Annotated in this window: 22 protein-coding genes, 1 tRNA gene, 1 other RNA gene and 1 pseudogene; 20 read left to right on the top strand and 5 right to left on the bottom strand. The window is 44.1% G+C overall.

What is annotated here, in order from left to right; translation table 11 throughout:
- Positions 1-138: 138 nt before the first annotated feature.
- Entirely contained in the window at positions 139-1,821 is a 1,683-nt protein-coding gene (locus tag JMX92_RS08600; RefSeq protein WP_227675321.1) for a M48 family metalloprotease, read from the top strand.
- A gap of 35 nt (positions 1,822-1,856) precedes the next feature.
- Here the strand turns inward: JMX92_RS08600 and JMX92_RS08595 are convergent, their stop codons facing one another.
- Both JMX92_RS08595 and rpsU read right to left on the bottom strand, forming a co-directional pair.
- Complete coding sequence (locus JMX92_RS08595) at positions 1,857-2,306, bottom strand: GatB/YqeY domain-containing protein (RefSeq protein ID WP_011959648.1); 450 nt, start codon at positions 2,304-2,306, stop codon at positions 1,857-1,859.
- 284 nt (positions 2,307-2,590) lie between these two features.
- A complete protein-coding gene (gene rpsU, locus JMX92_RS08590; RefSeq protein WP_007394316.1) occupies positions 2,591-2,806 on the bottom strand; it encodes a 30S ribosomal protein S21 in 216 nt (71 codons plus the stop codon).
- A gap of 665 nt (positions 2,807-3,471) precedes the next feature.
- Here rpsU and JMX92_RS08585 point away from each other — a divergent pair.
- The 4 genes from JMX92_RS08585 (at position 3,472) to crcB (ending at position 6,368) form a co-directional block, all read left to right on the top strand.
- The gene (locus tag JMX92_RS08585) at positions 3,472-3,897 is read left to right on the top strand and encodes a hypothetical protein (RefSeq protein WP_201545191.1); all 426 of its coding nucleotides are present in this window, start codon (positions 3,472-3,474) and stop codon (positions 3,895-3,897) included.
- 162 nt (positions 3,898-4,059) lie between these two features.
- A complete protein-coding gene (locus tag JMX92_RS08580) occupies positions 4,060-4,647 on the top strand; it encodes a c-type cytochrome (RefSeq protein WP_201545190.1) in 588 nt (195 codons plus the stop codon).
- Positions 4,648-4,939: 292 nt separating this feature from the next.
- Positions 4,940-5,983 (top strand): tRNA (adenosine(37)-N6)-threonylcarbamoyltransferase complex transferase subunit TsaD, encoded by a 1,044-nt coding sequence (gene tsaD / locus JMX92_RS08575; protein ID WP_011959651.1) that lies wholly within the window; start codon positions 4,940-4,942, stop codon positions 5,981-5,983.
- A 13-nt stretch (positions 5,984-5,996) separates the two neighbouring features.
- Complete coding sequence (crcB, locus tag JMX92_RS08570; RefSeq protein ID WP_011959652.1) at positions 5,997-6,368, top strand: fluoride efflux transporter CrcB; 372 nt, start codon at positions 5,997-5,999, stop codon at positions 6,366-6,368.
- Between the two features lie 18 nt (positions 6,369-6,386).
- Here crcB and JMX92_RS08565 read toward each other — a convergent pair whose 3' ends face one another.
- A complete protein-coding gene (locus JMX92_RS08565; protein WP_011959653.1) occupies positions 6,387-7,346 on the bottom strand; it encodes a LysR family transcriptional regulator in 960 nt (319 codons plus the stop codon).
- Between the two features lie 514 nt (positions 7,347-7,860).
- Here JMX92_RS08565 and JMX92_RS08560 point away from each other — a divergent pair.
- A pseudogene (locus JMX92_RS08560) lies at positions 7,861-9,234 on the top strand (dicarboxylate/amino acid:cation symporter).
- A gap of 93 nt (positions 9,235-9,327) precedes the next feature.
- On the opposite strand, the gene JMX92_RS08555 reads toward JMX92_RS08560, so the two are convergent.
- On the bottom strand, positions 9,328-10,083 hold the full coding sequence (locus JMX92_RS08555; protein ID WP_041773267.1) for a TSUP family transporter: 756 nt from the start codon (positions 10,081-10,083) through the stop codon (positions 9,328-9,330).
- A gap of 401 nt (positions 10,084-10,484) precedes the next feature.
- Here JMX92_RS08555 and nhaA point away from each other — a divergent pair, with 401 nt between their 5' ends.
- The 11 genes from nhaA (at position 10,485) to pdxJ (ending at position 21,041) form a co-directional block, all read left to right on the top strand.
- Positions 10,485-11,684 carry a Na+/H+ antiporter NhaA gene (gene nhaA / locus JMX92_RS08550; protein ID WP_011959657.1) on the top strand — a complete coding sequence of 400 codons (1,200 nt, stop codon included), beginning with the start codon at positions 10,485-10,487 and terminating at the stop codon, positions 11,682-11,684.
- Between the two features lie 141 nt (positions 11,685-11,825).
- Positions 11,826-12,398: a DUF2799 domain-containing protein gene (locus tag JMX92_RS08545; RefSeq protein WP_227535396.1), complete on the top strand. Its 573-nt coding sequence runs from the start codon at positions 11,826-11,828 to the stop codon at positions 12,396-12,398.
- Positions 12,399-12,695: 297 nt separating this feature from the next.
- Entirely contained in the window at positions 12,696-13,085 is a 390-nt protein-coding gene (locus JMX92_RS08540) for an MliC family protein (protein WP_201545189.1), read from the top strand.
- A gap of 103 nt (positions 13,086-13,188) precedes the next feature.
- Positions 13,189-13,592, top strand: an RNA gene (gene rnpB, locus JMX92_RS08535) — RNase P RNA component class A.
- A 138-nt stretch (positions 13,593-13,730) separates the two neighbouring features.
- Positions 13,731-13,807, top strand: a tRNA-Met gene (locus JMX92_RS08530).
- 345 nt (positions 13,808-14,152) lie between these two features.
- Positions 14,153-15,955: a translation elongation factor 4 gene (gene lepA, locus JMX92_RS08525; protein ID WP_011959660.1), complete on the top strand. Its 1,803-nt coding sequence runs from the start codon at positions 14,153-14,155 to the stop codon at positions 15,953-15,955.
- 158 nt (positions 15,956-16,113) lie between these two features.
- Positions 16,114-17,259 (top strand): signal peptidase I, encoded by a 1,146-nt coding sequence (gene lepB / locus JMX92_RS08520; RefSeq protein ID WP_201545188.1) that lies wholly within the window; start codon positions 16,114-16,116, stop codon positions 17,257-17,259.
- 146 nt (positions 17,260-17,405) lie between these two features.
- Positions 17,406-18,227 (top strand): ribonuclease III, encoded by an 822-nt coding sequence (rnc, locus tag JMX92_RS08515; protein ID WP_110816069.1) that lies wholly within the window; start codon positions 17,406-17,408, stop codon positions 18,225-18,227.
- 137 nt (positions 18,228-18,364) lie between these two features.
- Positions 18,365-19,384 carry a GTPase Era gene (gene era, locus JMX92_RS08510; RefSeq protein WP_011959663.1) on the top strand — a complete coding sequence of 340 codons (1,020 nt, stop codon included), beginning with the start codon at positions 18,365-18,367 and terminating at the stop codon, positions 19,382-19,384.
- 81 nt (positions 19,385-19,465) lie between these two features.
- Positions 19,466-20,173: a DNA repair protein RecO gene (gene recO / locus JMX92_RS08505; RefSeq protein WP_201545187.1), complete on the top strand. Its 708-nt coding sequence runs from the start codon at positions 19,466-19,468 to the stop codon at positions 20,171-20,173.
- 100 nt (positions 20,174-20,273) lie between these two features.
- Positions 20,274-21,041 carry a pyridoxine 5'-phosphate synthase gene (pdxJ, locus tag JMX92_RS08500; RefSeq protein ID WP_201545185.1) on the top strand — a complete coding sequence of 256 codons (768 nt, stop codon included), beginning with the start codon at positions 20,274-20,276 and terminating at the stop codon, positions 21,039-21,041.
- Positions 21,042-21,093: 52 nt separating this feature from the next.
- Here the strand turns inward: pdxJ and JMX92_RS08495 are convergent, their stop codons facing one another.
- Complete coding sequence (locus JMX92_RS08495) at positions 21,094-21,693, bottom strand: Tfp pilus assembly protein FimT/FimU (RefSeq protein WP_227675320.1); 600 nt, start codon at positions 21,691-21,693, stop codon at positions 21,094-21,096.
- 485 nt (positions 21,694-22,178) lie between these two features.
- On the opposite strand from JMX92_RS08495, the gene JMX92_RS08490 reads away from it, so the two are divergent.
- From JMX92_RS08490 to mscL, 3 genes are all read left to right on the top strand, one after another.
- Entirely contained in the window at positions 22,179-23,390 is a 1,212-nt protein-coding gene (locus tag JMX92_RS08490) for an OmpA family protein (RefSeq protein WP_155586640.1), read from the top strand.
- A gap of 200 nt (positions 23,391-23,590) precedes the next feature.
- Entirely contained in the window at positions 23,591-25,438 is a 1,848-nt protein-coding gene (gene typA, locus JMX92_RS08485; protein WP_011959668.1) for a translational GTPase TypA, read from the top strand.
- A gap of 340 nt (positions 25,439-25,778) precedes the next feature.
- Positions 25,779-26,210: a large conductance mechanosensitive channel protein MscL gene (mscL, locus tag JMX92_RS08480; RefSeq protein ID WP_011959669.1), complete on the top strand. Its 432-nt coding sequence runs from the start codon at positions 25,779-25,781 to the stop codon at positions 26,208-26,210.
- The last annotated feature ends 154 nt before the right edge of the window (positions 26,211-26,364 follow it).

Raw genomic sequence — 26,364 nt, 5'->3', positions numbered from 1 at the left:
TATCTCAATATAACTGCATCGTTAATGGCTATAGATAATAATAAAAGCGCTAAAATTCAAGCAGCCGCAGCGCTTTGTTTGCTAAAGTTACAGGCAGACAAGCGTATGATCACTATTAGCAAGGATAACAAATAGAGGTTGAATTTATTGAACTTACCGTCAGGTTTTAGACGTTTTGTCACTTATCATCAGCGTGACAGTCAGCAAAGCGGGGCAGCCGTGCGATTTGTAAAAGTTACTTATCGCCGTTACTGCACAGCCGCTGTCCCTTTATTACTGCTTGGTTTGCCGCTGATGGCCACGGCGGCGCCAACTGCAGCTATCAATGCCACCTCCTCTTCAGCGATAGGCTTTGATAATCCAAATTTTAGCCTGCCTGAACTGGGCAGTGGGGGTGGACGCTTTATTGAAGCCAATCAGCACAAAGTGCTGGGCGAGTGGTCGCTACAGCAGCTTGGCAAAAGTGCACCCTTGTTAAATGATCCGTGGTCACAGGAGCAGCTAGAGAGCTTGGCGTGGCAGATTAATGCCCAAGCACGTAGCCAGGCGCCACTTGCTTTGATGGTTATTAACAATGCCAGTATTAATGCCTTTGCCATTCCCGGCGGAGTCATGGGTATTCATACTGGCACCGTTATTGATGCCAATAGCATGGATGAGGTGGCCAGTGTGATTGCCCACGAGGTGGCGCATTTAAGTCAGCGCCATTATGAGCATAGAGATGAGGCCAGTCGAAAAGCGTTAATGATGCAAATTGGCGGTTTATTGGCTGCAATCGCTGCCTCTGCCGCTGATGGAGATGCAGCGGCGGCGGTGATGATGGGCAGTCAGACCGCCGCGTTAAATGCGCAAATGGCCTTTAGTCGTAGTAATGAGCGTGAGGCAGATCGCATCGGTATGCAGCTTATGGCCAAAGCCGGCTATGACCCTAGAGCCATGCCGCGATTTTTTGCCACCTTAAATCAAAAAACGCAATTAAATATGGTCAAAAACGCCTATTTACCCAGTTTTATCATGACCCATCCGCTAAGCTCTGAGCGATTAAGTGAAGCACAAAGCCGTGCTAATAGCTATGCCACAGTTGGCCTGCACAACCAAAGTGATCCGCTGACCTTTGATCTTTTAAAGTGGCGTTTAAAGGTGTTGAGTAATCAAGTGACTGAAGGCGATTTGTTGGCAGCTGCAAAGCAAAGTACAGGTGCCACGATGGCGCTGGCTTTTTGGTATGGTAAGCAGGGGCGCTATAATGAGGCGGCGGCTCAATTCTCAAAGCTGAAAAATACAGCTATCAGCTCGACCAAAGACAAAATGGCATTTGATGTGCTGCTTGCTATCAGTCAAGGCCAAGTGGCCGGCATGCAGGGCAATTGGCAACGTACAGAGTCACTGATTACTCCTTATTATAATCTGTATCCTGAGCGCCGTGATACCAAGATGTTATTGGCAGATGCTTGGCTGCAATTGGGTAAATATAATGAGGTGATCAGCTTAATGAAGCCATTGGTTCAAAGCCGTGAATATGATGTTGAAGCCTTATTTAGAATGCAAAGAGCCTATGAGCTACTGGCCACTAGCAACCGGCAGTCTAATACCACGTTGAGTCAAATCTCAGCCGTCAATGCTTTGCGCTACAGAGCCAAAGGCGAGCTGTGGCAAGGAGAGTATAATGATGCCTTGGTGTCATTGCAGCAGGCTAAAACATTGGTGCAGAGCTTTAGTAAAGCCTCCGGCTCAAGCTCAGGCTTTAATAGCCGTCCACTGCTGGCCAGTATTGATAGCGAAGTTGCCCAAGTAAAAACAGCCAAGGAGGTTCGTCCTTAGCTGTTATTGTTGATAGCTTTAGGTGGCTGTCAGTACTAGCCCATTAATGCTTTTTTGACCAGCTGTGACATGACCGCCGCATCAGCACGCCCAGCAGTTTTGGTTTTTAAGGCGCCCATAACCTTACCCATGTCCTGCATTGAGCTTGCGCCTTGGGCTGCGATTTCTTGATTGATAAGTGCTGCTAATTCTTCATCACTCATCTGCTGCGGCATAAACTGATTGATAATATCAATTTCAAATTGCTCTTTTTGAGCCAAATCATCACGGCCATTATCTTGGAAGACATGCAATGACTCTTGGCGCTGCTTGAGCTGCTTTTGTAAAATCTCTAATACCCCTGCATCATCTAAGTCAACTTTGCGATCAATTTCAATTTGTTTGATGACTGATTGAACATTACGCAGTACTTTTACTTTTTCAAGCTCACGAGCTTTCATAGAAGTTTTGACTTGTTCGGTAATGGTGTCTTTTAACGCGCTCATAATAGTGTCCTATTGTTATGATTATAAAAGGGCGTGATTGCCTTAACTTTAGTAAATGTTGACAGACAGTCATGCTAGATTAAGCCCATAGGCGCAAAGCTGTCTAGTGGGCTCTTGTAAGAAAAGTAGACAAAAACATAAGGGCATAAACAAGCTATTTGCCAAAATTTTAGCACAAAAAAACCACCTATATTATGGCGCCATTAGCAATGCATGCAAGTAGGCGACAAAATAAGGTGGTTTTTTAATCAGTATTTAAAGCAATAAGCTTTAATGGCTACTGATTAGTACATACGAGTGGTACGGATAGACTCGCGCTGTAATTTCTTTTTGTAGCGTTTTACGGCTGCTGCCTTTTTACGCTTACGCTCTTGCGTTGGCTTTTCGTAAAACTCGCGCTTACGTACATCAGATAAAACACCAGCTTTTTCGCAGGCACGCTTGAAGCGACGGATAGCGATATCAACAGGTTCGTTTTCTTTAACCTTAACTGAAGGCATGCAGACTCCTTAAATAAGTAGTGGAAATAAGAGACTAAGGACATTAGTAATGCTGTGTGGTTGGTATTAGCCGCAGTGTCTCAAAAGGGTGCGGCATCAGCTATTACTAGGATAAAAACTTAATAATCTCAATACGTATATTAGATTAAGAGCGAGATTATACTAAAAAATGTGCCTTGTGTCAATGTGCTGCAGCCGCCAATGCTCATAGGGTGACTGCTTTATAGGCTTTATTTTTTCTAGGCTTGGCAAAAAAAAGACAGGCCATTTACAATAAATAGGTTTGAAGCAAATATTTAAACAGTTTATAATGCGATAAAACATTCATTTATAATGAATGATTATAATTGTTTTTTGATATGTCCTCATAGAAGTAACTGATTTTTGGCGACCGCTTGGGTAGTGAGATCGGACAAATTATTGTAGTCAATGCGCTAAAATCTTAGCTGGGTGATAGTGAGAGGCCAGCGGTTGTGATATTATTGCAGAGTCGATTTAGCAGACCTTTATGCCTGATATCATTAGGCTACTGTCCTTATTTTAATCAACCGATGCATCTAGATACTTAACGCTTATGTCCTAGCTTGACTGTTTTAACTTAAATAAGACAGCTTTATTAACATAACTTGCGCATAGCGTATCTACAATCCTTTTAGGAGTTCGTAATGTCATTAATTGCTCAGCAAACCCCAAAAAAATCAGCCGCTTTTCGTGTGACCGCACTGGCTTCTATTATGTTAAGTGCCGCAGTAACTTTGACAGCCTGTGGTGGCGGTGAACATGAAGCCAAAGCGGTTGATAAACTAGATGAGGCGGCGGAACTGGCTAAAGCCAATGCGCCTAAGCCTGAGCCATTAAAACCTGAAGATATTGCGCCAGCTTCTTCAGCCCCAGCTGCCACTGATGCTGCCGAAGGTACGGCTACCGCTGATGCTGCAGGTACTGATGCTGCTGCGCCTACGGCTGAAGGTGCAGCCACCACCACAACAGATGCTGCTGCGACGACTGACAGTGCGACAGCGCCTGATACTACAGATACTACAGCCGATGCCGCGGCTCCTGCTGCTGACATGGCACCTGAGGCTAAATAGCACAATAGGCGAGTGCTGATAAGTGCTAAAGCGGGGGCGCAGTAGATGAGTGGTTTTGGCGTGACAGGATGTGGTATTAAAGATTAAATAGGGCGCCATCACGGACGCTACTATAGATGTAACATGGACTTTTAACCAGATTTAGCAAAGGCGAGGTTTCTCATGCTAACCATTAACAATCAAAACAACGCTCAATCAAAAGTGGCACCCAAGCTTTATTCAGCCAAAAGTGGCTGGCTTCTTATTAGCGCCCTAACTTTAGGCTTGGCTGTGGGCTGTAGTGGCGGTAATGATACCGAGGCACAGAACCAAGCTGAGCCTAGTGCGAGTGAAAGCATTCCTGCTGATCCTGCAGCCACCCAAAGCGAGGCACCTGAAGCAGAAGCTTCTGAGACGATAGAGTCTTCAGAGTCTACTGAGCAAGCACCTGCTGCTGACAGTGAAGGCTCAGAAGCTAAACCTGCTGAGGAGACAACAGCAGCTGCACCAGCACAGTCTGCGCCTTTAGCTGCAGATGCCGGCCAAAAATTGTATGAAGTAAAATGTAAGCAATGCCATGAGCCGGGGTTATTAAATGCACCTAAGTTTGGTAATAACGCGGACTGGGCGCCGCGTATTGCGCAAGGTAAAGAGGTGCTATATAAGCATTCTGCTGAAGGATTTAAAGCCATGCCAGCCCAAGCAGACGGTACGGCAAGTGTCGAAGAGGTGCATGCTGCTGTAGATTATATGGTTGAGCACGCCAGCTAAATGGCCGTTTGAGGGTAGGGGCGTTATTGCGCACCGCCTAAGAAGCCATGACCTGCTGATCGGCAACGTTCGGCGGTAAAAATCGCCTTGATAATCTGATAAACTACCGCCATTGTGTATTCACCATGGCGGTTTTTTATCACTGATTAAATAGTGGCATAAATTAAATAGTGGCATAAATCATTTATTAATAGTCAGAGGGTTAGACACAACCAGACTGTTAATAAGTGATAAAGATAAGCACAAGCCGCTTCAGAATATACCCTTTAATCACTTAACAAGTAGGTGCTAATTGAAAGTATTAGGTTTAGAGACTTCCTGTGACGAGACAGGCTTGGCTATCTTTGATAGTGAGCTATTGGCTGAGGGCAAAAATGGCCTACTGGGTCAAGTACTGTATTCACAAATTGAGCTGCATGCTACCTATGGTGGCGTGGTGCCTGAGCTTGCCAGTCGTGACCATATTCGTAAATTGGTGCCACTACTTGATGAGCTGTTGGCGCAGTGTGATATCAGTAAAGATGAGATTGACGCCATTGCTTATACCAAAGGCCCAGGTCTGATTGGCGCCTTAATGACTGGGGCATTATTTGGTCGTAGCTTAGCTTATGGCTTAGACGTGCCAGCCATTGGCATTCATCATATGGAGGGGCATTTATTATCGCCTTTATTGGGGCCTAATCCGCCAAAGTTCCCTTTTGTGTCTTTGTTGGTATCAGGGGGGCATACGCTATTAGTGGCCGCACATGGCATCGGTGAGTATGAAATATTAGGTGAAAGTATCGATGATGCCGCCGGTGAGTGTTTTGATAAAGCTGCTAAGATGCTAGGATTGCCTTACCCAGGTGGCCCAAATGTGGCGCGTCTGGCAGAACAAGGTGACCCTCTAAAATATGAGCTGCCCCGACCTATGTTGCACCGAGGACTGGACTTTTCATTTAGCGGCATGAAAACGGCGGTGCACAATCTGATTAAAGATACCCCAGGCTCGGATAATGACGAGCAAGTCAGAGCCGATATTGCCGCAAGCTTCCAACACGCAGTGGTCGATACCTTAGTCAAAAAATGCGTCAAAGCCTTAAAGCAGACTGGTATGAAGCAACTGGTTATCGCTGGCGGGGTGAGTGCCAATTTGCATCTGCGTCAAACTTTGGAGCAGCAGCTTGCCAAAATTGGTGCCACTGTACATTATGCGCCATTAGAGCTGTGTACCGATAATGGGGCAATGATTGCCTATGCCGGCTATCAAAGATTGCAAGCGGGTCAACAAGATGCGCTGTCTGTCAGCTGTGTACCCCGCTGGAACATTAGTGATTTGCCCGCTTTAGCTCAATAACAGGAGAGGCCAGATGCAGTGGATAGCCATCGGTATGGGGGCAGCGTTTGGGGCTTGTTTGCGGGCACTGCTGGGCCGACTTAATCCTTTGCATGCCTGGATTCCACTGGGCACGCTGGGCGCTAATGTGCTTGGCGGGCTATTAATTGGGATGGCCATGGTGGTATTTATGAAAGCAGGCCAGCTGTGGCATCCCAATGTTAAGCTGTTTGTGATGACCGGTTTTTTAGGCGGTCTTACAACCTTTAGTACCTTTAGCAGTGAGGTGTTTGCACTGCTTAATAGTGGTAAGGTTATGGCTGGATTGGTACTGATCGCAGTGCATGTGTTGTTGACATTAACCGCGACTGCCATGGGCTATTACCTCACCCGTTTATGCTTCTAAAAGCAGTTAATTGCAGCTTTAAGGCTTAACCAATTCCTCAAGTAATTTGGCAAAGCCTTGCATGTAAGCGGTGTCTTGGCTGCTTTGGCGGGTGGCGGCAAATAACTGACAATAAATCCCAGTTTTTGGCAAAGAGTGTGCTCGACTGCTGGGATGTGTGATGGGGTTAAGCCTATTATCTGAGCCTTCAGGCGCCACAAAAGGTCGAGTGACCACCCATCCTTTTTTCTCATATTCTGCAGCTACCCAGTCAGGTAGAGCAGCCACGCCGCGCTCACTTGCTACCAACTGAATCAGCATGGCTGTCAGTTCAGTGGTACGAATTTTGGCAAAGCTGGCCTCAGCAGGCGCCATAAACTTAGCAATCACATCCAGCCTTTTGGTTTCTACCGGATAGGCAATCAAGGTCTGATCGACCAAGTCATCAGGTACGATACTTGTTTTGCTGGCCAAAGGATGCGTCGGCGACAATACCAATCGGCTTTCGTAACTAAAAAGCGGCTGATAACAAATCCCTTCAATGTCCAAATCACTGGTGGTAATCAGCAAATCGATATCGCCTTCACTGAGCAGATGATGCGGCTCAGGCTCAAAGCCTGTGGCAAAATCTAGCTCCACATCTGACCATTCGCGCCGGAACTGATTCAAAATCGGCATCAGCCAATCAAAGCAGCTGTGGCATTCAGAAGCCAGTCGCAATCGGCCGGCTTGCCCATGTGCCAGTCTTTTTAGGTTGTTTTTGGTACGAGTGACTTGAGGTAATATGCTGTCTGCCAGCTTTAGCACTACTTTTCCTGCCGGCGTGAAGGTTAAGGGTCGAGTACGGCGATTGACCAGTTTTACCCCATAATAGTTCTCCAGCTCTTTTAATTGGTGCGAGACTGCAGACGCGGTAACGTGCAGCTCATCGGCAGCAGCGGCAAGTGAACCGTGGGCACGTAAGGCAGTTAGTGTTTGTAGATGACGAAGCTCAAGCATAAGGGTTAAATCATTGTTATTAGAGTGGTCTCTATTCTACCGCATTCCCCCCTGTATATTCATCCGCTTAATCTATTGACTTGGCCTGTACCATTTAATAAGACGGGCGATAAGTTATCACTTCTTAGAATGTGTATGGGTGTGTATCATAAAAATAACTTGCGATAAGGGTAACTTTTACTTTATATTGGCGGCATACGGTCGAGACACATTACTTTACATTAGGGTAACTATTTATAGAACGCTGCATTGGTGCCTATAAAGACTATTTCAATTGCCCTAATCTGATTATTAAAAAGTAGGTGGCTTGATAGACACAAGGAGTGTGGCCTGCAACTGTCTTTAACTCTATAGGGATGATAAGGCGAGTTATCGCGGATGTTTCGGTACAACATTGCTTGTTGTACTTATGAATTGATTCGGCAGACCATGATTAGTAAGGGATTGATAAGTTATTGTGTTTTAATGATGGTCAAACAACTTGCTAGACAGGTCTTGCTTTAAGGACAAAGTTATGTGGAAAAATATGGGTTTAACCAGTAAGATTCTGGTGGCTATGTTATTGGGTATCATCCTAGGGTTGATTTTTAACTATACAGGATTGAATGCCGAAGGTGGGTTTGTTAATACCTATCTAGTAAATGGCTTATTTAGTATTGTCGGTAAGCTGTTTGTAAACTCACTAAAAATGTTGGTGGTACCCTTGGTTCTTATCTCACTTATTTGTGGGGTATGTGGTATTGGCGACATCCGTCTATTGGGCCGTATCGGTACCAAAACCTTCTTTATTTATATGGTCACCACAGCTATTGCTATCGCAACTGCTATTGGCCTCGGCTCAATCTTTGGTATCGGTAAAGGCATGAACCTAAAGCCTGAGAATGCCTTTGAAGCCAAAGATGCACCACCATTGATTGATGTTTTCTCAAATATTATTCCCTCTAACCCAATCAGTGCCATGGCCAATGGCGATATGCTGTCTATCATTTTCTTCGCCATCTTAATTGGGGTGAGTATTTTGATGGTGGGCAAGCCGGCCAAAGGTCTGGTACAAAGCCTAGAGCTGATTAATGAAGTTATCTTGAAAATGGTAACCATCATTATGAACCTAGCGCCTTACGGGGTGTTTGCCTTGTTGGTCCAAGCCATGTCTGATTTAGGCTTAGACTTGATGCTCTCGTTATTTGGTTATGTCGCCGTGTTGGTTGGCTCTTTGGCTTTCCACTTCTTCGTCACCATGATGATTATCCTAAAGCTTACCTCCGGATTATCGGTGAGAACCTTTTTATCAAAAATGCGCGAAGTGCAGATCTTTGCCTTTAGTACGTCAAGCTCAAACGCCACCATCCCCGTTAGCTTACGCACAGTGACCAAGCGTATGGGTGTGGATAACTCGGTGGCGTGATTTACCATTCCTTTTGGTGCGACCATCAACATGGATGGTACGGCCATTATGCAGGGTACCGCCACTATCTTTATCGCCAATTTATATGGTATTGATTTAAGTGTGGGCCAGTATTTGATGGTTATCCTAATGTCAGTACTGGCTTCAGTCGGGACAGCTGGGGTACCTGGTGTGGGCCTGATCATGCTATCGATGGTGTTTGCTCAAGTGGGTCTGCCTATCGAAGGTATCGGTCTTATCTTAGGTGTGGACCGTCTGCTTGATATGTTACGTACTGCAGTAAACGTCGGTGGTGATGCGGCTGTGACTGCCATTGTGGCAAAAGCAGAAGGCAAGATGGACATTGATGTGTATAACGATCCTGAAGCGGGTACTAAAGAGGTATTCGATGGCCACATTGATCCAGAAAGCGAGCAAGAGTTTGCTAATGTGATGAGTGATGGCATTATGGGCAGCGAGTATGATGACCTAAAAAAAGGCTAAGCACTCACGGTAACTCATAAAAAAAGCCCCAATTGGGGCTTTTTTTGTGTCTGGGCTGATTTAGCGGCTACCTAAAATTCAAGCAGATAGCCTTTATCCCATCACATACTTAGTCACCATGGCCAGACAGACCAGTACAATAACCGGCCGAATCAGCTTGCTACCGCCTTTGACCACCATGTGAGAGCCAGCATAAGCGCCTATGGTTTGACCCACCATCATCGCCAGACCCACTTTCCACAGCACATTACCGCCTAAGATAAAGAAAATCAGCGAGGCAATGTTGGTCGATAAATTAAGCACTTTGGCAGTTCCTGTGGCCGCAATAATGGCTCTACCCCGCAGTGCCACATTACCTAGCGCAAAAAACATACCGGTGCCTGGGCCGACATAGCCATCATAAAAGCCTATCAAGGGTGCCACCACACGCTGCCACGTGGTCTCCTTAATTCTAGGCTCAGCCTCCACATCCCCCAAGCTTGGCGCAAATAAGGTATAAATCCCAATAGCGGCAATCAAAAATGGAATGATCTTTTCAAGCATATCCGGTGGTGACATCTGCACAGCGATGGTGCCCAAGACCGAGCCAAAAAAAGCGCCGGCAATGGCCATTTTCATAGTGGCTGGCTTCACCACGCCTTTTTTTATCATAGTAATGGAGGCGGTCAGCGCCCCAGAGGCTGCCTGAAGCTTGTTGGTGCCCAAAGTCATAACTGGGGGAATGTTGGCCAATAACATAGCGGGAATGGTGAGCAGTCCGCCGCCACCAGCGATGGCATCAATAAATCCTGCCACGGCTGCTACGGCAGTTAACATTAAAATTACTTCAAGGGTTAAGGAAAAGTCCATAAATGACATCCACAAGTGGGGTAGACAAAAAAAATCAACAGCATCACGGCTAAGACCGATAACAAAGGTAGTTAGCTAAGGGTGCTAAAAGGGTGCTAAGAGGATACTAAACGAAAAATTTTTAGCGACCTATTTTGATAAATGGGCCCAAAAAATGCAGCAAATTATAGCACGCCAATCAGGTCAGTTAGGCGCCGAGCTGCCTATCTATTCAAGATAAATGCCGAGTAGCTTTGTCATAAGTAACCATAAGCGTATTTAAAGCTGTACTTAAATTTTATCTCGTTGCTGGCCACTTTTCTGCTACCATAAATGCAACTAACTTATTCGTTAAAACAATAAACTAAATCATTTGATGGGCCGATAGAGTTTGCCCATTGGTAAGAAAGTGAGGATATACGGTGTACCAGAAACTAAAAAAATTCTTTGAGTATGAGGCGGCAGGGGGCATTGTGCTGGCACTGGCAGCCATCGCAGCCATGATCGTTGCCAACTCTCCCTTACATGATTGGTATGAGTCTTTTATTCACGCCCCTGTGGTGGTGCAGGTGGGTGAGCTAATTATCAGCAAAGATGCGCATCATTGGATTAATGATGGTTTGATGGCGGTGTTCTTCTTCTTAGTCGGCTTAGAGCTTAAGCGCGAGGTATTGATTGGTGAATTATCTAATATCAATCAAATTGTCCTGCCTGCGGCGGCGGCCGTCGGGGGCATGATAGCGCCAGCTTTGGTCTACGTCGCTTTTAATGCCAGCCACCCCGAGTACTTGGCAGGCTGGGCAATTCCTGCTGCCACAGACATCGCTTTTGCCATTGGTATCTTAAGTTTGCTTGGTAGCCGTGTACCGAACTCGTTAAAGATATTTTTAGTGTCAATTGCCATCTTTGATGACATTGGCGCCATTTTAATTATCGCTTTGTTTTATACCAGTGACTTGTCGTTGTTATCTTTATTGATAGCAGGATTGTGCTTGCCGTTTTTATACCTGCTCAATCGCCGTAATGTCACGGCAATTACCCCCTATTTATTTTTTGGGATTATCATGTGGATTGCGGTATTAAAATCCGGTATTCATGCCACTTTGGCGGGGGTTATCCTAGCGCTATTTATCCCTATGGTGAATACAGATGACCCTGAGCACTCGCCCCTTGAAGATTTAGAGCACGACCTACATGGCACGGTAGCCTTTGCGATTTTACCGCTATTTGCTTTTGCAAACGCTGGTATCTCATTGCAAGGTGCTGGATTTGGTCAGCTGTTACACTCAGTGCCCTTTGGCATTGCGGCCGGTTTATTTATCGGTAAACAGGTGGGTATTATGCTGATGACTTGGAGCATTATTAAAGCAGGCCTAGCATCATTGCCTAATGGCACCAACTTTAAGCAAATCTATGGTGTTTCTTTGCTGTGCGGTGTGGGCTTTACCATGAGCTTGTTTATCAGTGGCCTAGCCTTTGGCGGCGTTACCGAAGGTTTCGATCCGCGCTTGGGTATTATCCTAGGCTCTATCATCTCAGGCATTGCCGGCTACATGCTGCTAAAGCGTACTTTAAAAGAAGACACTGCCACTGGCATCACTGCACTGGATTTAACTCGATAGCAGCCATAAGCTAAGGTTGCTGATCCAAGATTCGGTCAGTGGTAGCAGATAACGGTATTATTTGTATTCATACAAGCCAACACAGCCGACCGGCAAGGGCATACGTCTTTGTTGGCCGCTTTTATAAGGGAGTAAAATATTGTGAAAAAAGGATATCTACTGCTAAGCATGGCTGTTGGGATGTCAGTGCTGACAGGCTGTGCAACGTTATCAGAGCAAGAGTGCCGCACGGGTAATTGGCAGGCTATCGGTTACGCCGATGGGGCAGCGGGGCGCTCTGCTGATTATTTGAACAATCACAACAAAGCTTGTGCCAAAGCAGGGGTGGCCACAGATTACGAGGCGTGGGCGCAGGGCCGAAAAGAGGGTTTGACCCAATATTGTACGGCGACCAATGCTTACCAAATCGGCCGTAGAGGTGCACAGATGAATGCAGTCTGCCCAGCCAATGTGACCGCCAACTTGGAGCGTATTAATGCCGACGGCCGCCACTATTACTCCTTAAATAAACAGCTGAGTATCGAGGAGGACAGACTGCATAACTATCAAAAAGAGTATGAAAAGCTGCGTGGTGGTGACAATCTTAATTTTGCTACTGAAAAACAAGCGCGTACTTATTTGGTAGAGCTTCCTAATAAGGCAAGTCAGGTCAATCAGCGTATCGAAAATATCAAGCAATCACTGGCGCAGTTACAGCTCAAATATGGTTATTGAGACGTATACAGACCAGACTTTAGAGGACACAAAAAACTCAACAGTTAAAGCAGATTAATTATTTTGTTACATAACTTAATCAAAATCATGAAGAGAACACTAACAGAGCTGACAAGAGGTAACAGACACAGCTTTTAGCGTGGATATAATAGAAAGCAGATTAATTATCTTATTGCCTATTATTTGTGTCATTGGCTTTTGAATAATTGGTTTTGAACATAGCAAGACATTGATGCTAATTGTTGTATTTTTTATTTTGTTACCTTAATTGATAACAACCGCTACTGGAGTTCGTTTATGAAAAAGTTATTAACTTTATTACCTCTAAGCTTAGTTATGGCCGCTTGTGCGACTAGCCCAACCACCACGACTACCACTCAGCAGACCACCAACAAAGCTTATGACCGTATGGCGCCAGAGCAGTTTGTTTGTGAAGATGATGCTACTGTCCAAGCTAAGTACTCAATGGATGGTGAGCAAGCGATGATCAATGCAAGCCTACCTAAAGCCAATTGGAACAACCAGACCTTAACCATGAATATTGCTACCTCAGGGTCAGGCGCTCGCTATGTAAACAATGATAGTCCAAATGTGACTTATGATTGGCACACCAAAGCAGACTATGGCATTATGAGCCTAAAATGGGCAGATGGTAATGAATACGCTGTACAATGTGAGCGTAGATAAAGTTTAGATAATTAGCTAGATTTTTAAATAAATCCGCTTGTAAACAGCCACTATTTAATTAAAGTAGTGGCTGTTTTTTTTGGGCTCTGTTATACTCTGCCGCTTGGTAAACCAGACGATCGCCGTTTTAAGTTAAATATTGATGCGTTAAGTGTGATTATTTAAGACAAAAGGGAGGAAAGTCCGGGCTACATAAGGCAGCGTGCCAGCTAACGGCTGGGCGGGGTAACCCGACGACAAGTGCAACAGAGAGCAGACCGCCTCAATTTAAGCTCTACAGCCTAGCTGTAAAGTGGTGAGGTAAGGGTGAAAGGGTGCGGTAAGAGCGCACCGCGTGGCTGGCAACAGTTCATGGCAAGGTAAACTCCACGCGTAGCAAGACCAAATAGGTGTCCATTACTTGTCGCCTGCAGGGGACACGGGTAGGTTGCTCGAGCGTACTGGCAACGGTGCGCCTAGATGAATGATCGTTCACGACAGAACCCGGCTTATCGGTTTACCAAAATATTTTATATTTTCCCTAAAAAAAGTGTATATAATAGCGGCTAGCTAACGAAGTAGCAGAGATTATTCTCTAAATTGAAAATATTTTTAATTTAGGGGTTGACGGCTAACAATGTTTTAGGGATAATACTGCCCTCAAATGGCGATGTAGCTCAGCTGGTTAGAGCGCACGACTCATAATCGTGAGGTCAAGAGTTCAAGTCTCTTCATCGCCACCATATATTTGGCCACCGTGCCTAAAATAGCCGATTACTTTGCCATATTAAGCTAAGTAGTTGGCTTTTTTTATGCCTCATCGTTTTGTTAGCCACTCAGTTTTTGCCGCATAGGCTCTTTAATTCTCACCGCCAGAATGCCTGACCATAAAAAATCTTAGGTACTATTATGGGTGGTAACTCTCAGCTTAGGCCACAAAACCAATCTTTTTTGACTTCTGTCACTCAGCATTGCATTTCTATCACTTACAAGCTGAGTTAAAGCTGCTAGAATAGCTAACCTTACTATATTTTTTACTTCATTTTTTTATTTTATTAATGAACCCAACAACTAGGTAGCCGCAAGACGTGACCGCATTATCAAATATTCGAAATTTCTCAATCATCGCCCATATTGACCATGGTAAATCCACCTTGGCCGATCGCTTTATTCAGACTTGTGGTGCGCTGCAGGATCGTGAAATGCAGGCTCAAGTCTTAGATTCAATGGACATTGAGCGTGAGCGTGGTATTACCATTAAAGCGCAATCGGTGACTTTGTATTATGATCACCCCAATGGTGAGCGCTATCAGCTAAACTTCATTGATACCCCAGGCCACGTTGACTTCTCTTATGAGGTGTCACGTTCTTTGGCGGCTTGTGAAGGGGCGCTGTTGGTAGTGGATGCTGCACAAGGCGTTGAGGCGCAGTCAGTAGCCAACTGCTATACCGCGGTAGATTTGGGCCTTGAAGTATTGCCTGTGCTCAATAAAATTGACTTGCCACAAGTAGAGCCTGAACGTGTTATTCAAGAGATTGAAGATATTATCGGTATTGAGGCCGATGATGCACCTCGGGTATCTGCCAAATCAGGTTTGGGTGTCGATGAGCTGTTAGAAGCGTTGGTTGAGCGTATTCCTGCACCGACCGGTGACCGTGATGCGCCGCTACAAGCCTTGATTATTGACTCTTGGTTTGACAACTACTTAGGCGTTGTGTCCTTGGTACGTGTGCGTCAAGGTAGCCTCAGTAAAGGCGATAAGATTTTAATTAAATCTACGATGGATTCACACTTGGTCACCTCAATTGGGGTATTTACACCAAAGCCGCTAGAAACAGGTAAATTAGAAGCTGGCGAAGTGGGCTTTGTGATTGCTGGTATTAAAGACATTCATGGCGCGCCTGTGGGTGATACCATGACCCATGCCAAAACACCCGATGTGGACTTAATTCCAGGTTTTAAACAGATTACCCCGCAGGTTTATGCCGGTCTATTCCCGGTAGATTCAAGTGATTTTGAGAAGTTCCGTGAAGCGCTACAAAAGCTGCAAATTAACGACTCTGCCTTGTTCTTTGAGCCAGACACCTCAGATGCACTAGGTTTTGGTTTTCGCTGCGGCTTCTTAGGTATGCTGCACATGGAAATCATTCAAGAGCGTCTAGAGCGTGAGTACAACCTTGATTTGATTACCACAGCGCCTTCTGTTATCTACGAGATCAAAAAGAAAAATGGCGAGATTTTGCTGATTGACAACCCATCAAGACTGCCTGATCCAGGCTTTGTTGAAGAGTTCCGTGAGCCTATCGCTCGCTGCCATATTCTGGTGCCGCAAGATTATCTAGGCAACGTCATGACCTTGTGTATGGAGCGCCGCGGTACGCAAGTTGATATGCGCTTTATGGGCAAACAAGTTCAATTGATTTTTGATATTCCACTAGGTGAAGTGGTTATGGATTTCTTTGACCGCTTAAAATCTGTTTCTCGTGGTTTTGCCTCATTAGACTATGAGTTTGATCGTTATGAAGTCGATAAGCTGGTTAAAGTAGATGTGTTAATCAACGGCGACAAGGTAGATGCTTTGGCCATGATTTGTCACCAAGAACAGGCCCGTTACCGCGGTGGTCAATTGGTCGAAAAAATGAAAGAACTGATTCCGCGTCAGATGTTCGATGTCGCTATCCAAGCGGCCATTGGCAGCCAGATTATTGCGCGTAGTACAGTAAAAGCCATGCGCAAAGACGTACTTGCCAAATGTTATGGTGGTGACGTTTCTCGTAAGAAGAAACTACTATCGAAGCAGAAAGAAGGTAAGAAACGCATGAAGCAGGTGGGCAGTGTGGAGATCCCACAAGAAGCCTTCTTAGCGGTACTACAGGTGGACAACCAATAAGCTTTTTAACATAAAATGAATAGGGGCAGGGCCTAGGTTGTAGGCACTGCTATCTTAATATCAACACAGTAAGAAGCATCAGCACAAGCCTGTCGTTAGAAAGTGTGACAAATTGCACCGTAGGCTTAGGATGATAATGAAGCGGTTAAGGCAGCAGTATGGACTTTGATTTTAATGTGATTTTAGTGCCAATAACCTTAATTTTAGGGGTGGTATGGCTGCTCGATAAGCTGTGGCTAAAGCAACATAAGCGTGGCGGTGGTCTGGCAGGCGGCGTTCATAGTAAAGAAAGCCAAGCTGCCCAAGCCAACCTTGCCACAAAGAAGCACGCTTATTTGACCGTTTTGGCTGAGCATAATCTTGTGCCTAAGGATAACAGCACGGTAGATGTTGATAATATTGATATCGATGATGCCCCTATGCCCGTTAAACAGGCACATAGAGAATACCGCGAAGCCAAGCGTCAGGCCAGTATCGCAACCACAGCCAATTTGCCAAAGCAGTCAAAAAATGAGAATTTCTTGGTACGCTGGGCATATGATTATTTTCCGGTGTTGGCTGCAGTATTGATTGTGCGCTCTTTTATTGTTGAGCCTTTTAATATTCCGTCATCTTCTATGGTACCGACCTTATATACCGGTGACTTTGTTGCGGTGAATAAATACGCTTATGGTATTCGTCTGCCGCTCACTTATAATAAAGTTATTGATGTGGGTGAGCCTGAGCATGGTGATGTGGTGGTGTTTCGCTACCCACAAAACCCGAAGATTTATTACATCAAGCGTATCATTGGCTTGCCAGGTGATGAGGTCAGCTTTAGCCAAGGCAAGCTTTCAGTAAATGGCCAGGTAGTGCCGAGTGAGCCGGTTAGTTTTACGGCTGATGAAGCTATGGTTGATCAACTTTATACACCGGTGAAAGGCAGTGACCCAAGCCGTGAGTGGGATTTATCACCACAAGATGCGGTGGCGGTGGCGCGCAATGAAGAGCAGGGTGCCCGTTATTTTCAAGAAAAGTTGGGTGAGCATCGTTATTTGCGCCGCTACTTAGCGCCTAATTTACTTGGTTCAGAATATTCTAACTTTTTACAACAGCCCATTACTCATGAGGGCAGTTGGCAAGTCAAGGTGCCTGAAGGCAACTATTTTGTGATGGGAGATAACTCAGATCGTAGTGAAGATGGTCGCTATTGGGGCTTTGTCCCTGATGAAAACCTAGCGGGTAAAGCGGTCTACGTGTGGATGCATAAAAAGCCGGGTCTAAGTAATCTACCTACCTTTAGTCATAACCGTTCTATTAATTAATCAAGTCTAGAGGTTGATCGATAGAGCGACTGATTTTTAATTTATTTTTTCACTTTATTCAACAAGTGCTGCTGTATTTAATCCAAATTTTTATAAGTTTATATAAAAGCTTGAGAGAATAACGGCGGCTAACGTGCCTAATTAATATGCCAAAAGTTTTTAGAAAAGCCAGTGGTGATAACAGTAAGATGACAGAAACGGCTGAGATAGCCCATACGAGCAAGCAGTCGCCCAAACAGCGCTATACCAGCTTTGAGCTGGGACTGCTAAGCTTACAAAAACAGCTCGGTTATAGCTTTAACGACACCAGTTTGGCTAAGCTTGCACTGACGCACCGCTCTTTTGATGGCAAAATAAACTACGAGCGTTTGGAGTTTTTAGGCGATGCCCTGTTAGGGATGATTATCGGTGAAGCCTTGTACTATCAGTACCCCAAACAAGATGAAGGCCGTTTGACTCGCATGCGTGCCACTTTGGTGCGCCAAGAATCCTTGGTAGTCGTGGCACAAAAGCTTAACTTATCGTCGTATTTGATATTGGGTGTGGGTGAGCGAAAAGGCGGTGGCCGAGAGCGTGCCTCAATTTTGGCAGATACGGTGGAGTCTTTAATTGGCGCCATTTATTTAGACAGTCAAAGCGTGGATACGGTCAAAGCCTGTGTGCTAGATTGGTTTGCGGAGCTGATAGACAACGTCAATGATCAACGCGTGCTAAAAGATGCCAAAAGCCGGCTACAAGAATGGTTACAAGGCTATAAGTTTGAGCTGCCCAATTATGACTTGCTCGAGACGCAAGGCAATGCGCCCAACCAAGTATTTATTGTGCGCTGTGAGGTAGATGTACCGCACACTACGCCCATTGTAGAGTCTGGTGAAAGCCGCCGAATTGCGGAACAAAAGACGGCTGAAAAAATGATTAATCAGCTCAATAAATTGGTTAACGACCGCATTATTAAAGTCAAAGCCTAGCTTAGGCTGACTTGATAAAAATCCTCTATTTTTCCTAATTTTATTTTTTATAAATCTTTTATTTTTTATAAATCAACTCACATTCAAAGCGCCACTAATATAGCGCTTTTATATAACGACATCGGATAAACAGATATATGGCAAATGCACCACAAGACAATCAAGACATTACTCCTGAAACAAATTTGGGGACAGATAACTTACTAGACAGCTTTTTTGGCGACGACAATGCCCTGCCAGAAGATTACCGCGCAGGCTATGTGGCCATCGTGGGCCGTCCAAACGTCGGCAAATCAACGCTAATGAACCACATGTTGGGTCAAAAGCTATCTATTACTTCGCGTAAGCCGCAAACAACCCGTCATCGTATTCATGGCATCTTATCTCATGAAGATATGCAAGCGGTGTTTGTCGATACCCCAGGTATTCACAGCAATGAAGTTCGCTTGATTAATGAGCGTATGAATAAAGCTGCTTTTTCTGCGTTGGTGGACGTTGACTTAGTATTGTTCGTGGTAGATGGCGATCAGTGGCGTGAAGATGACTTATTGACCTTAGAGAAGATTGGTGAGACCGATACGCCTGTGGTACTGGTGATTAACAAGGCGGATACCATTAAAGATAAAGGCTCAATTCTGCCACTTATTGAAACCTATCATGAAAACTTTGATTTTGCAGATATTGTTCCGGTTTCTGCCTTAAAGAACCAAAACCTAGAGCGTTTGCAGCAAGTGATCCGCTCACATCTGCCTCAAGGCGCACCCATTTATGACACTGAGCAAATCACCGATCGCAGTGAGCGCTTTTTGGCCAGCGAAATTATTCGTGAAAAAATCATGCGTCAGTCAGGTGATGAAGTACCTTATGATTTAACGGTGCAAATTGACGAGTTCAAAGATGAGCCGGCGCACATTGATCCAAAAACTGGCCGTAAGCGCAAAGCGGTAACCTTTATTGATGCCACTATTTTTGTTGAACGTAATGGCCAAAAAGCCATTATCATTGGTGATAAAGGCAGCCGCATTAAACAAGTGGGTACAGCCGCTCGTGAAGATATGGAAGCTTTGTTTGAGCGCAAAATTATGCTTAACTTGTGGGTAAAAGTGAAGCAAGGCTGGTCAGATGATGCGCGTGCGCTCAGCAGCTTAGGGTACTAATACTGAGCCAAGTGGCGATCACTATCAAGACAGGTGCGTTAAGGGTGTGCTTAGTTAGTCAGGTTTTTGAGGATGACAGCCATGCGTAATGAACCCCTACAAGCGTATAGCTTACATCAGCGGCCCTTTCAAGAAAAACGCAGCATTTATTATCTGTTGACAAAAGAGCATGGTGTTTTGCATGGGGTGGCCAAAAAGGGCATCCCGCAGTTTGTGCCTTTAACGCTCTTTGCTAGCGGAAAAAAATCCTTAAAAACCCTGCAGCAAGTACACATTGCTGAGTCTGTGCCAAGTCTCATGGGTCAGCAGCAATATGCTGCTTTGTATGTGAATGAGATTACCCTTAAGCTCTTGCCCGTTGAAGACAGTGTGCCGATTATTTATGAGCAATACGGCCAGACCATGCGGCAATTACAGGGTGTACTTAGTAGAGATGACTTAAAGATGGTGCTGCGCGCCTACGAGCAGGTTTTATTTAATGAGCTAGGCTTTGCCATTGATTTGGATCAAGACTGTGATCAATACCCCATTGAGGCTGAGCCGCTATACCGTTTTGCCCCAGACAGGGGGTGGGTCAAGCAGCTTGAGTCTGATGAAAACTTAGACTGCGCTCATATCAATGCATCATCTGCACTGCTAGGTCGATCCATTATCGGCATGCGCTCAGGAATAACCACCCATACTGTCAATGATTGGTCACAAATCCATCGCCAATTAATTGACCACCTTTTTGACTATCAGCCGCTGCAAAGTCGTATACTTTGGCAGCAGTTTTTTCGTTATCAATAAGTCACAGTTTCTCATATTGCCTGTACTTGCAAAAGGGTAAGTGTTAGGCAATAAAGGCATATTACAGCCACTTATTGCTTTTTTTATAGGGTGATATCTTATGACTACTCGTACTCAATCTACGGCATCTCGACCTTTATTAGGCGTTAATATTGATCATGTGGCCACTTTGCGTCAAGCACGCGGCGTGGCTTATCCTGATCCTGTTGAAGCTGCTTTATTGTGTGAAAAAGCAGGTGCCGATGGTATTACCTTGCATTTGCGAGAAGACAGACGTCACATTCAAGATGCCGATGTTTACCGCATGAGACCTTTGTTAACCACACGCATGAATTTAGAGATGGCCACTACCCAAGAGATGCTAAGCATTGGGTTAGAGGTCAAGCCGCAATGGGTCTGTTTGGTACCTGAAAAGCGTGAAGAGCTGACGACAGAAGGTGGCCTAGATGTCGCCGCTCAAGTAGATGGCCTAAAGCACTATGTGGCGTCTTTGCAACAAAATGGCACAAAAGTGTCGTTGTTTATAGACCCTGAGCCCATTCAAATTGATGCAGCTATTGCTTGTGGCGCTGATGCCATTGAGCTGCATACTGGCCAGTATTCAGAAGCCACGCTCACGAGTGAGCCGTCAACCCAAAAAGAGTTGCTGAGAATTCAGCAAGCCACAGCTTATGCTTTAGCCGCTAATGATAAATTAATTGTTAACGCAGGCCATGGCTTGACGCGAGATAACGTGGGTCCTATTGCTGCCATTGACGGTATTTACGAGTTGAACATAGGTCATGCCCTAATTGCAGACAGCATATTTATGGGGCTTGAGAGCGCTGTCAAAGCCATGAAGCAGGCCATAGAAGCCGGTCATAAATGAACAGTACAGTAAGAATGGACTAAGACAAAAGTAGACAAAAAAAAGCGATCCTTTATGGGCAGCCAGTCTTTTTAAAGCGATAAGGCTTGAATCGATGGTTGCCTTGTTGGTTTATTGATATCTGATACATGTTTTGCTTATTACCATTATTAGGACAGTACTTTATGTGACCAAAATGTCCGCGTGGTAATCCGCTATCACCAAAGAACTTAATATAGTGACGCCGCCCTGCATTAAGATACACCCGCCCATAATTTAAATTCAAAGCTTGCTTTAACAAGAGCTGATCTGCTTGCAGGTCAAATTTATGATTGTCATCACTGTCGCTAAAGACCAATAAATAGTGAGCGGCTTGTTTGTGACACACTTGATGAATATCGGCCAAACACATCACTGTATTGGTGCGCTGGGTGAAGCTGTGAGCTTTAGCAACACGAAAAGTATTGATAATATCAGATCGTATCTTATGTGCTTCCCATCTTTGCTGAGCGGTAACAAAGGAGGGTAGGGCTATTGAGCTGATAGTGGCTAATATGAGCACTGAAATTATGGCCTCAAGTAACGTGAAGCCGGATTGATAAATAGGCAGATTATTTGAAGTTTTTATAACATGATCAAAGCCATTTATCGAAGCATTCTTAAGATGGCTCATATGGCTTAGCCCTTTAATATATTGAGTTTTGAGCCAATGATAATTTAAGTGCATTATAATGCTAAGGTAATAGAATATATCCTATTGTCAAATTTTGTTACATTTGGTGAAAAACTTAGCGTTTAGGATAGAACTCTCGCACTTAATGTATTAGAATTGGTTTCAATGAATTGTGTATCACATTTAGTTGTATCTAATTACATATCATTTAATCACATCACTAGAACGTTTAGTTAAGTAATTACCATTTTCTTTTAGCAGTATTTTTTAGAAAAAATTACAATGTAACGGTGCGTTTTTTTGTGTGATTATCATGTGTACTAGATGGCTGGGTCACAAAAATATGTTGTAACTTATTTAATTTATATATAAGCTATTATGCGAAAGTATAAATTAGTATCCGGCTTTTCTTTGATAAGTTAGGGTATATATATTAGAGATATTAAGTGTTTTTTGCACACAAACCGTCCCTTTGGAGGAAGTTTATGAAACTTAACAAAATTAATCTAGCAATCCTAGCTGCTGCTGTTGCTGCACCAGTTATGGCTACTGCTGGTGTAACTGTGAGCCCACTATTATTGGGTTATCACTACAGCGAAGCTAACAAAACTCAAGAAAAACAAGGTGAGTTGTTCGGCGCACAAGATAACATCGGTACTTATAAAAATGCTGACGACACCAAAGGTGGCGTAGCTCAAGAAGACGGTTTATACACTGGTGCCGCTATTGGTATCGAACTAACCCCTTCTACTCAGTTCCAAGTTGAATACGGTGTTTCTAACACTGATGCACAAATCGGCGACACCAAAGTTGGCGATATGGAACAAGAAATGATCTCTGGTAACTTCCTAGTGGGCTTTGATCAGTTCACAGGCTACCGTGATACAGCTTTCCGTCCATATGCTCTAATTGGTGCTGGTCAGTCTAAACTTAAATATGACAGCGACAGCAGCAACCGTAAAGCAGAAACCAAAGACACTATCGGTAACCTAGGTCTAGGTGCTATGTATCGCATCAATGACGCATTAAGCCTACGTGGTGAAGCGCGTGCGATTCATAACTTCGACAACAACTGGTGGGAAGGTATGGCTCTTGCTGGTCTAGAAGTTGTTCTAGGCGGTCACTTAGCACCTGCAGTAGTAGCACCACCACAAGCCACTGTTGAACCAACTCCAGTTATCGTTGTTGAAGCAGACCAAGACAGCGACAATGATGGCGTAATCGACAGACTAGATCAGTGCCCTAACACGCCAGTTAACACCGTTGTTGACGAAAACGGCTGCCCAGTACAAGTTCAGATCGACGACGAACTGAAAATGGAACTACGTGTATTCTTCGATAATGACAAATCAGTTATCAAAGAGCAGTACAAACCAGAAATCGCTAAAGTAGCTGAAAAAATGCGTGAGTATCCAAACTCATCAGCTAGCATCGAAGGTCACGCTTCAAAAACTGGCCCATCAGCTCGCTACAACCAGCGTCTATCTGAAGCCCGTGCTATCGCTGTTAAGACAATGCTAACCAACGAATTTGGTGTTGCTCCTAACCGTCTAAGCACAGTTGGTTACGGTTATGACCGTCCAATCGCACCAAACGACACTGAAGAAGGTCGTGCAATGAACCGTCGTGTATATGCTGTTATCACTGGTAACAAAACCATGACTGTTGATCAAACTAAAGACATGAACGTTCAATAGAATCTTGTCTATGTTTTAGTAGTTATTTAAAAAAAAGCTGCCACATTGGTGGCTTTTTTTGTTTTATATTATGAGTAACCTCTTCATTTTTCTTAAAGCATTTTTAAAATCAGTTTATTAACTGTTATATAATAATGCTATACTGCAGCGGTGAAAAAGAGTTACTGGTTATTACCCGAAAAATATTGAGTCTTTAAAATATGTCTAACGAAATACAAAACTTACGCAATATCGCTATTATAGCGCACGTCGATCACGGTAAAACTACCTTAGTTGATAAACTATTACATCAATCTGGTACTTTTGGTGACCGTGCAAATATTGCGGAACGCGCAATGGATTCAGGCGCAATTGAGCAAGAACGTGGTATTACGATTCTTGCCAAGAACACAGCCATTAAATGGCAGCATCCCACAAATGGTATTGAATACCGCATTAATATTGTAGATACCCCAGGTCACGCCGATTTCGGTGGTGAAGTTGAGCGTGTTATGTCTATGGTTGACTGTGTACTATTGGTAGTAGATGCTATCGATGGCCCGATGCCACAAACTCGCTTCGTAACTCAAAAGGCATTCGAACAAGGTTTGAAGCCAATCGTTGTAATTAATAAAATTGACCGTCCAGGCTCACGTCCTGATTGGGTAATGGATCAAATATTTGATTTGTTTGACAATCTAGGTGCCACTGACGAACAGTTAGATTTCCATGTGGTTTATGCCTCAGCACTAAATGGTATCGCTGGTTTAAGTCCTGATAACCTTGCTGATGACATGACGCCATTATTTGAGACCATTGTTGATGTGGTAGAGCCACCTCAAGTGGATGCTGACGCACCATTTCGTATGCAAATCTCAAGCCTTGATTACAACAGCTTCGTTGGTGTAATTGGTATTGGTCGTATTGAGCGTGGTCGTATTTCAACCAACACACCAGTTACTGTGGTTGATAAAGACGGCAATACTCGTAACGGTCGTATTCTAAAAATCATGGGCTACCATGGTCTAGATCGTATTGATGTTGATGATGCTCAAGCTGGTGATATCGTATGTATTACAGGTATTGACGCGTTAAACATCTCAGATACCATCTGTGATCCTAGCCATGTAGAAGCATTACCACCGTTAACCGTGGATGAGCCTACAGTGTCTATGACTTTCCAAGTCAACAACTCTCCATTTGCCGGTCGTGAAGGTAAATTTGTGACCTCACGTAATATTCGTGAGCGTTTAGAGCGTGAGTTGATTCATAACGTAGCATTACGTGTGGAAGATACTGAATCAGCTGAGAAATTTAAAGTTTCTGGTCGTGGTGAGCTTCATTTATCTGTATTGATTGAAAACATGCGCCGTGAAGGCTTTGAGCTTGGTGTGTCTCGTCCAGAAGTTATCGTAAAAGAAGTAGACGGTAAACTACAAGAGCCCTATGAAAACGTTATTTTTGATGTAGAAGAACAGCATCAAGGTGCTATCATGGAGCAAGTAGGTCTACGTAAAGGCGAAATGACTGACATGCAATTAGACGGCAAAGGTCGTATGCGTATTGAAGCGGTTATGCCTGCTCGTGGCCTAATTGGCTTCCGCTCAGAGTTCTTAACCTTGACTTCAGGTACAGGTATTCTCACCTCAAGTTTCTCACATTACGGTCCACAAAAGATCGGTGAAGTGGGTGGCCGCACTAACGGTGTACTGGTTTCAATGGCGAACGGTGTTTGCTTAGGTTACGCATTATTTAACCTACAAAAGCGCGGTAAACTATTTGCTGAACCTCAGCTTGAAGTTTATGAAGGTATGATTGTTGGTTTAAACTCACGCAGTGATGACATGGTGGTAAACCCAACCACGGCTAAACAGTTAACCAACGTACGTGCCAGTGGTACTGACGAAGCATTGACTTTGGTACCTGCTATTAAGTTTACCTTAGAGCAAGCACTTGAGTTTATTGAAGATGATGAACTGGTTGAAGTAACGCCAAAGTCTATTCGGTTACGTAAGAAATATTTGTCTGAAAGTGAGCGTAAGCGTCACGGCCGTAAAAAAGAGAAATAATTCAGTAACTTATCTGGGTTATTAAAAATGCATGAGTATAAAAGTGTAATTTGGTTTTATTTTTTGCGATAAAAATGAAGAAAAATTTTACATTTTGACTACTGAACCGCATTTTCAAAAGGTTAATATAGGCGCAATGTCTATGTTAACCTTTTTTTATTATGTATTAATAAACCTTAACATATACCAGTAAACAGTAAGATAACTCCATCTGTCTTGATGGGTTTCTATTCAGTTTTAATCCCTATTTAAGTACTGCTTTTAAGCGCTAAGCACGTTAAGTGTGCTTACTATATTAGTCGGTGCTATTTTGTTTGCTTTATATTTTTGGAGAAAATTTATGAGTATGATGTCAGAGTTTAAAGAGTTTGCCCTAAAGGGTAATGTCATGGATTTGGCAGTGGGTGTGATCATTGGGGGTGCTTTTTCAGGCATCACAAATTCACTGGTTGAAGACATCATCATGCCAATCGTTGCATTTATCGCCGGTGGTGAACTAAACTTCAAGAACATGTTTATCTTATTAGGTGATGCGCCTGAAGGCGTGGCCATGACTTATGATGCGCTAAAAGAAGCCGGTGTTCCCTTATTGGCCTACGGTAGCTTCATCACAGTATTGATTAACTTCTTAATCTTAGCCTTCATTATCTTCATGATGGTTAAAGGCATGAACAAAATGCGTCGTAAGAATGAAGTGGAAGAGGTGGTTGAAGAGACCCCATCAGAAGAAGTGTTATTGCTACGTGAAATTAGCCAGAAACTAAGCAAATAGTACGCTTGTAGCTATCGTAATTTGATATAATACCAAACCCAACAATTAAAGTTGCGCCCAAGCACGAGCAGTTAACGACCGAATTCTTTGTGGCTGTTTAAGCAAATTATTCCAAGCCAAGCAAGCGGCATCGACAATAGCCTCATAACTGTCA

Origin of the sequence: Psychrobacter sp. H7-1 (genome assembly GCF_904846585.1) — a bacterium.
Lineage (GTDB): Bacteria > Pseudomonadota > Gammaproteobacteria > Pseudomonadales > Moraxellaceae > Psychrobacter > Psychrobacter raelei.
Note: the sequence above shows the minus strand (reverse complement) of the source record. Positions and strands in the feature narration are given on the sequence as shown.

Coding starts and splice junctions, on each gene's coding strand:
- JMX92_RS08540 (WP_201545189.1), top strand. CDS start 12,696: ATGAAAAAGTTATTAACTTTATTACCTCTAAGCTTAGTTATGGCCGCT.
- era (WP_011959663.1), top strand. CDS start 18,365: ATGGCAAATGCACCACAAGACAATCAAGACATTACTCCTGAAACAAAT.
- rpsU (WP_007394316.1), bottom strand. CDS start 2,806: ATGCCTTCAGTTAAGGTTAAAGAAAACGAACCTGTTGATATCGCTATC.
- JMX92_RS08585 (WP_201545191.1), top strand. CDS start 3,472: ATGTCATTAATTGCTCAGCAAACCCCAAAAAAATCAGCCGCTTTTCGT.
- JMX92_RS08490 (WP_155586640.1), top strand. CDS start 22,179: ATGAAACTTAACAAAATTAATCTAGCAATCCTAGCTGCTGCTGTTGCT.
- pdxJ (WP_201545185.1), top strand. CDS start 20,274: ATGACTACTCGTACTCAATCTACGGCATCTCGACCTTTATTAGGCGTT.
- JMX92_RS08580 (WP_201545190.1), top strand. CDS start 4,060: ATGCTAACCATTAACAATCAAAACAACGCTCAATCAAAAGTGGCACCC.
- rnc (WP_110816069.1), top strand. CDS start 17,406: ATGCCAAAAGTTTTTAGAAAAGCCAGTGGTGATAACAGTAAGATGACA.
- lepB (WP_201545188.1), top strand. CDS start 16,114: ATGGACTTTGATTTTAATGTGATTTTAGTGCCAATAACCTTAATTTTA.
- JMX92_RS08555 (WP_041773267.1), bottom strand. CDS start 10,083: ATGGACTTTTCCTTAACCCTTGAAGTAATTTTAATGTTAACTGCCGTA.
- recO (WP_201545187.1), top strand. CDS start 19,466: ATGCGTAATGAACCCCTACAAGCGTATAGCTTACATCAGCGGCCCTTT.
- crcB (WP_011959652.1), top strand. CDS start 5,997: ATGCAGTGGATAGCCATCGGTATGGGGGCAGCGTTTGGGGCTTGTTTG.
- mscL (WP_011959669.1), top strand. CDS start 25,779: ATGAGTATGATGTCAGAGTTTAAAGAGTTTGCCCTAAAGGGTAATGTC.
- JMX92_RS08595 (WP_011959648.1), bottom strand. CDS start 2,306: ATGAGCGCGTTAAAAGACACCATTACCGAACAAGTCAAAACTTCTATG.
- JMX92_RS08495 (WP_227675320.1), bottom strand. CDS start 21,693: ATGAGCCATCTTAAGAATGCTTCGATAAATGGCTTTGATCATGTTATA.
- typA (WP_011959668.1), top strand. CDS start 23,591: ATGTCTAACGAAATACAAAACTTACGCAATATCGCTATTATAGCGCAC.
- JMX92_RS08565 (WP_011959653.1), bottom strand. CDS start 7,346: ATGCTTGAGCTTCGTCATCTACAAACACTAACTGCCTTACGTGCCCAC.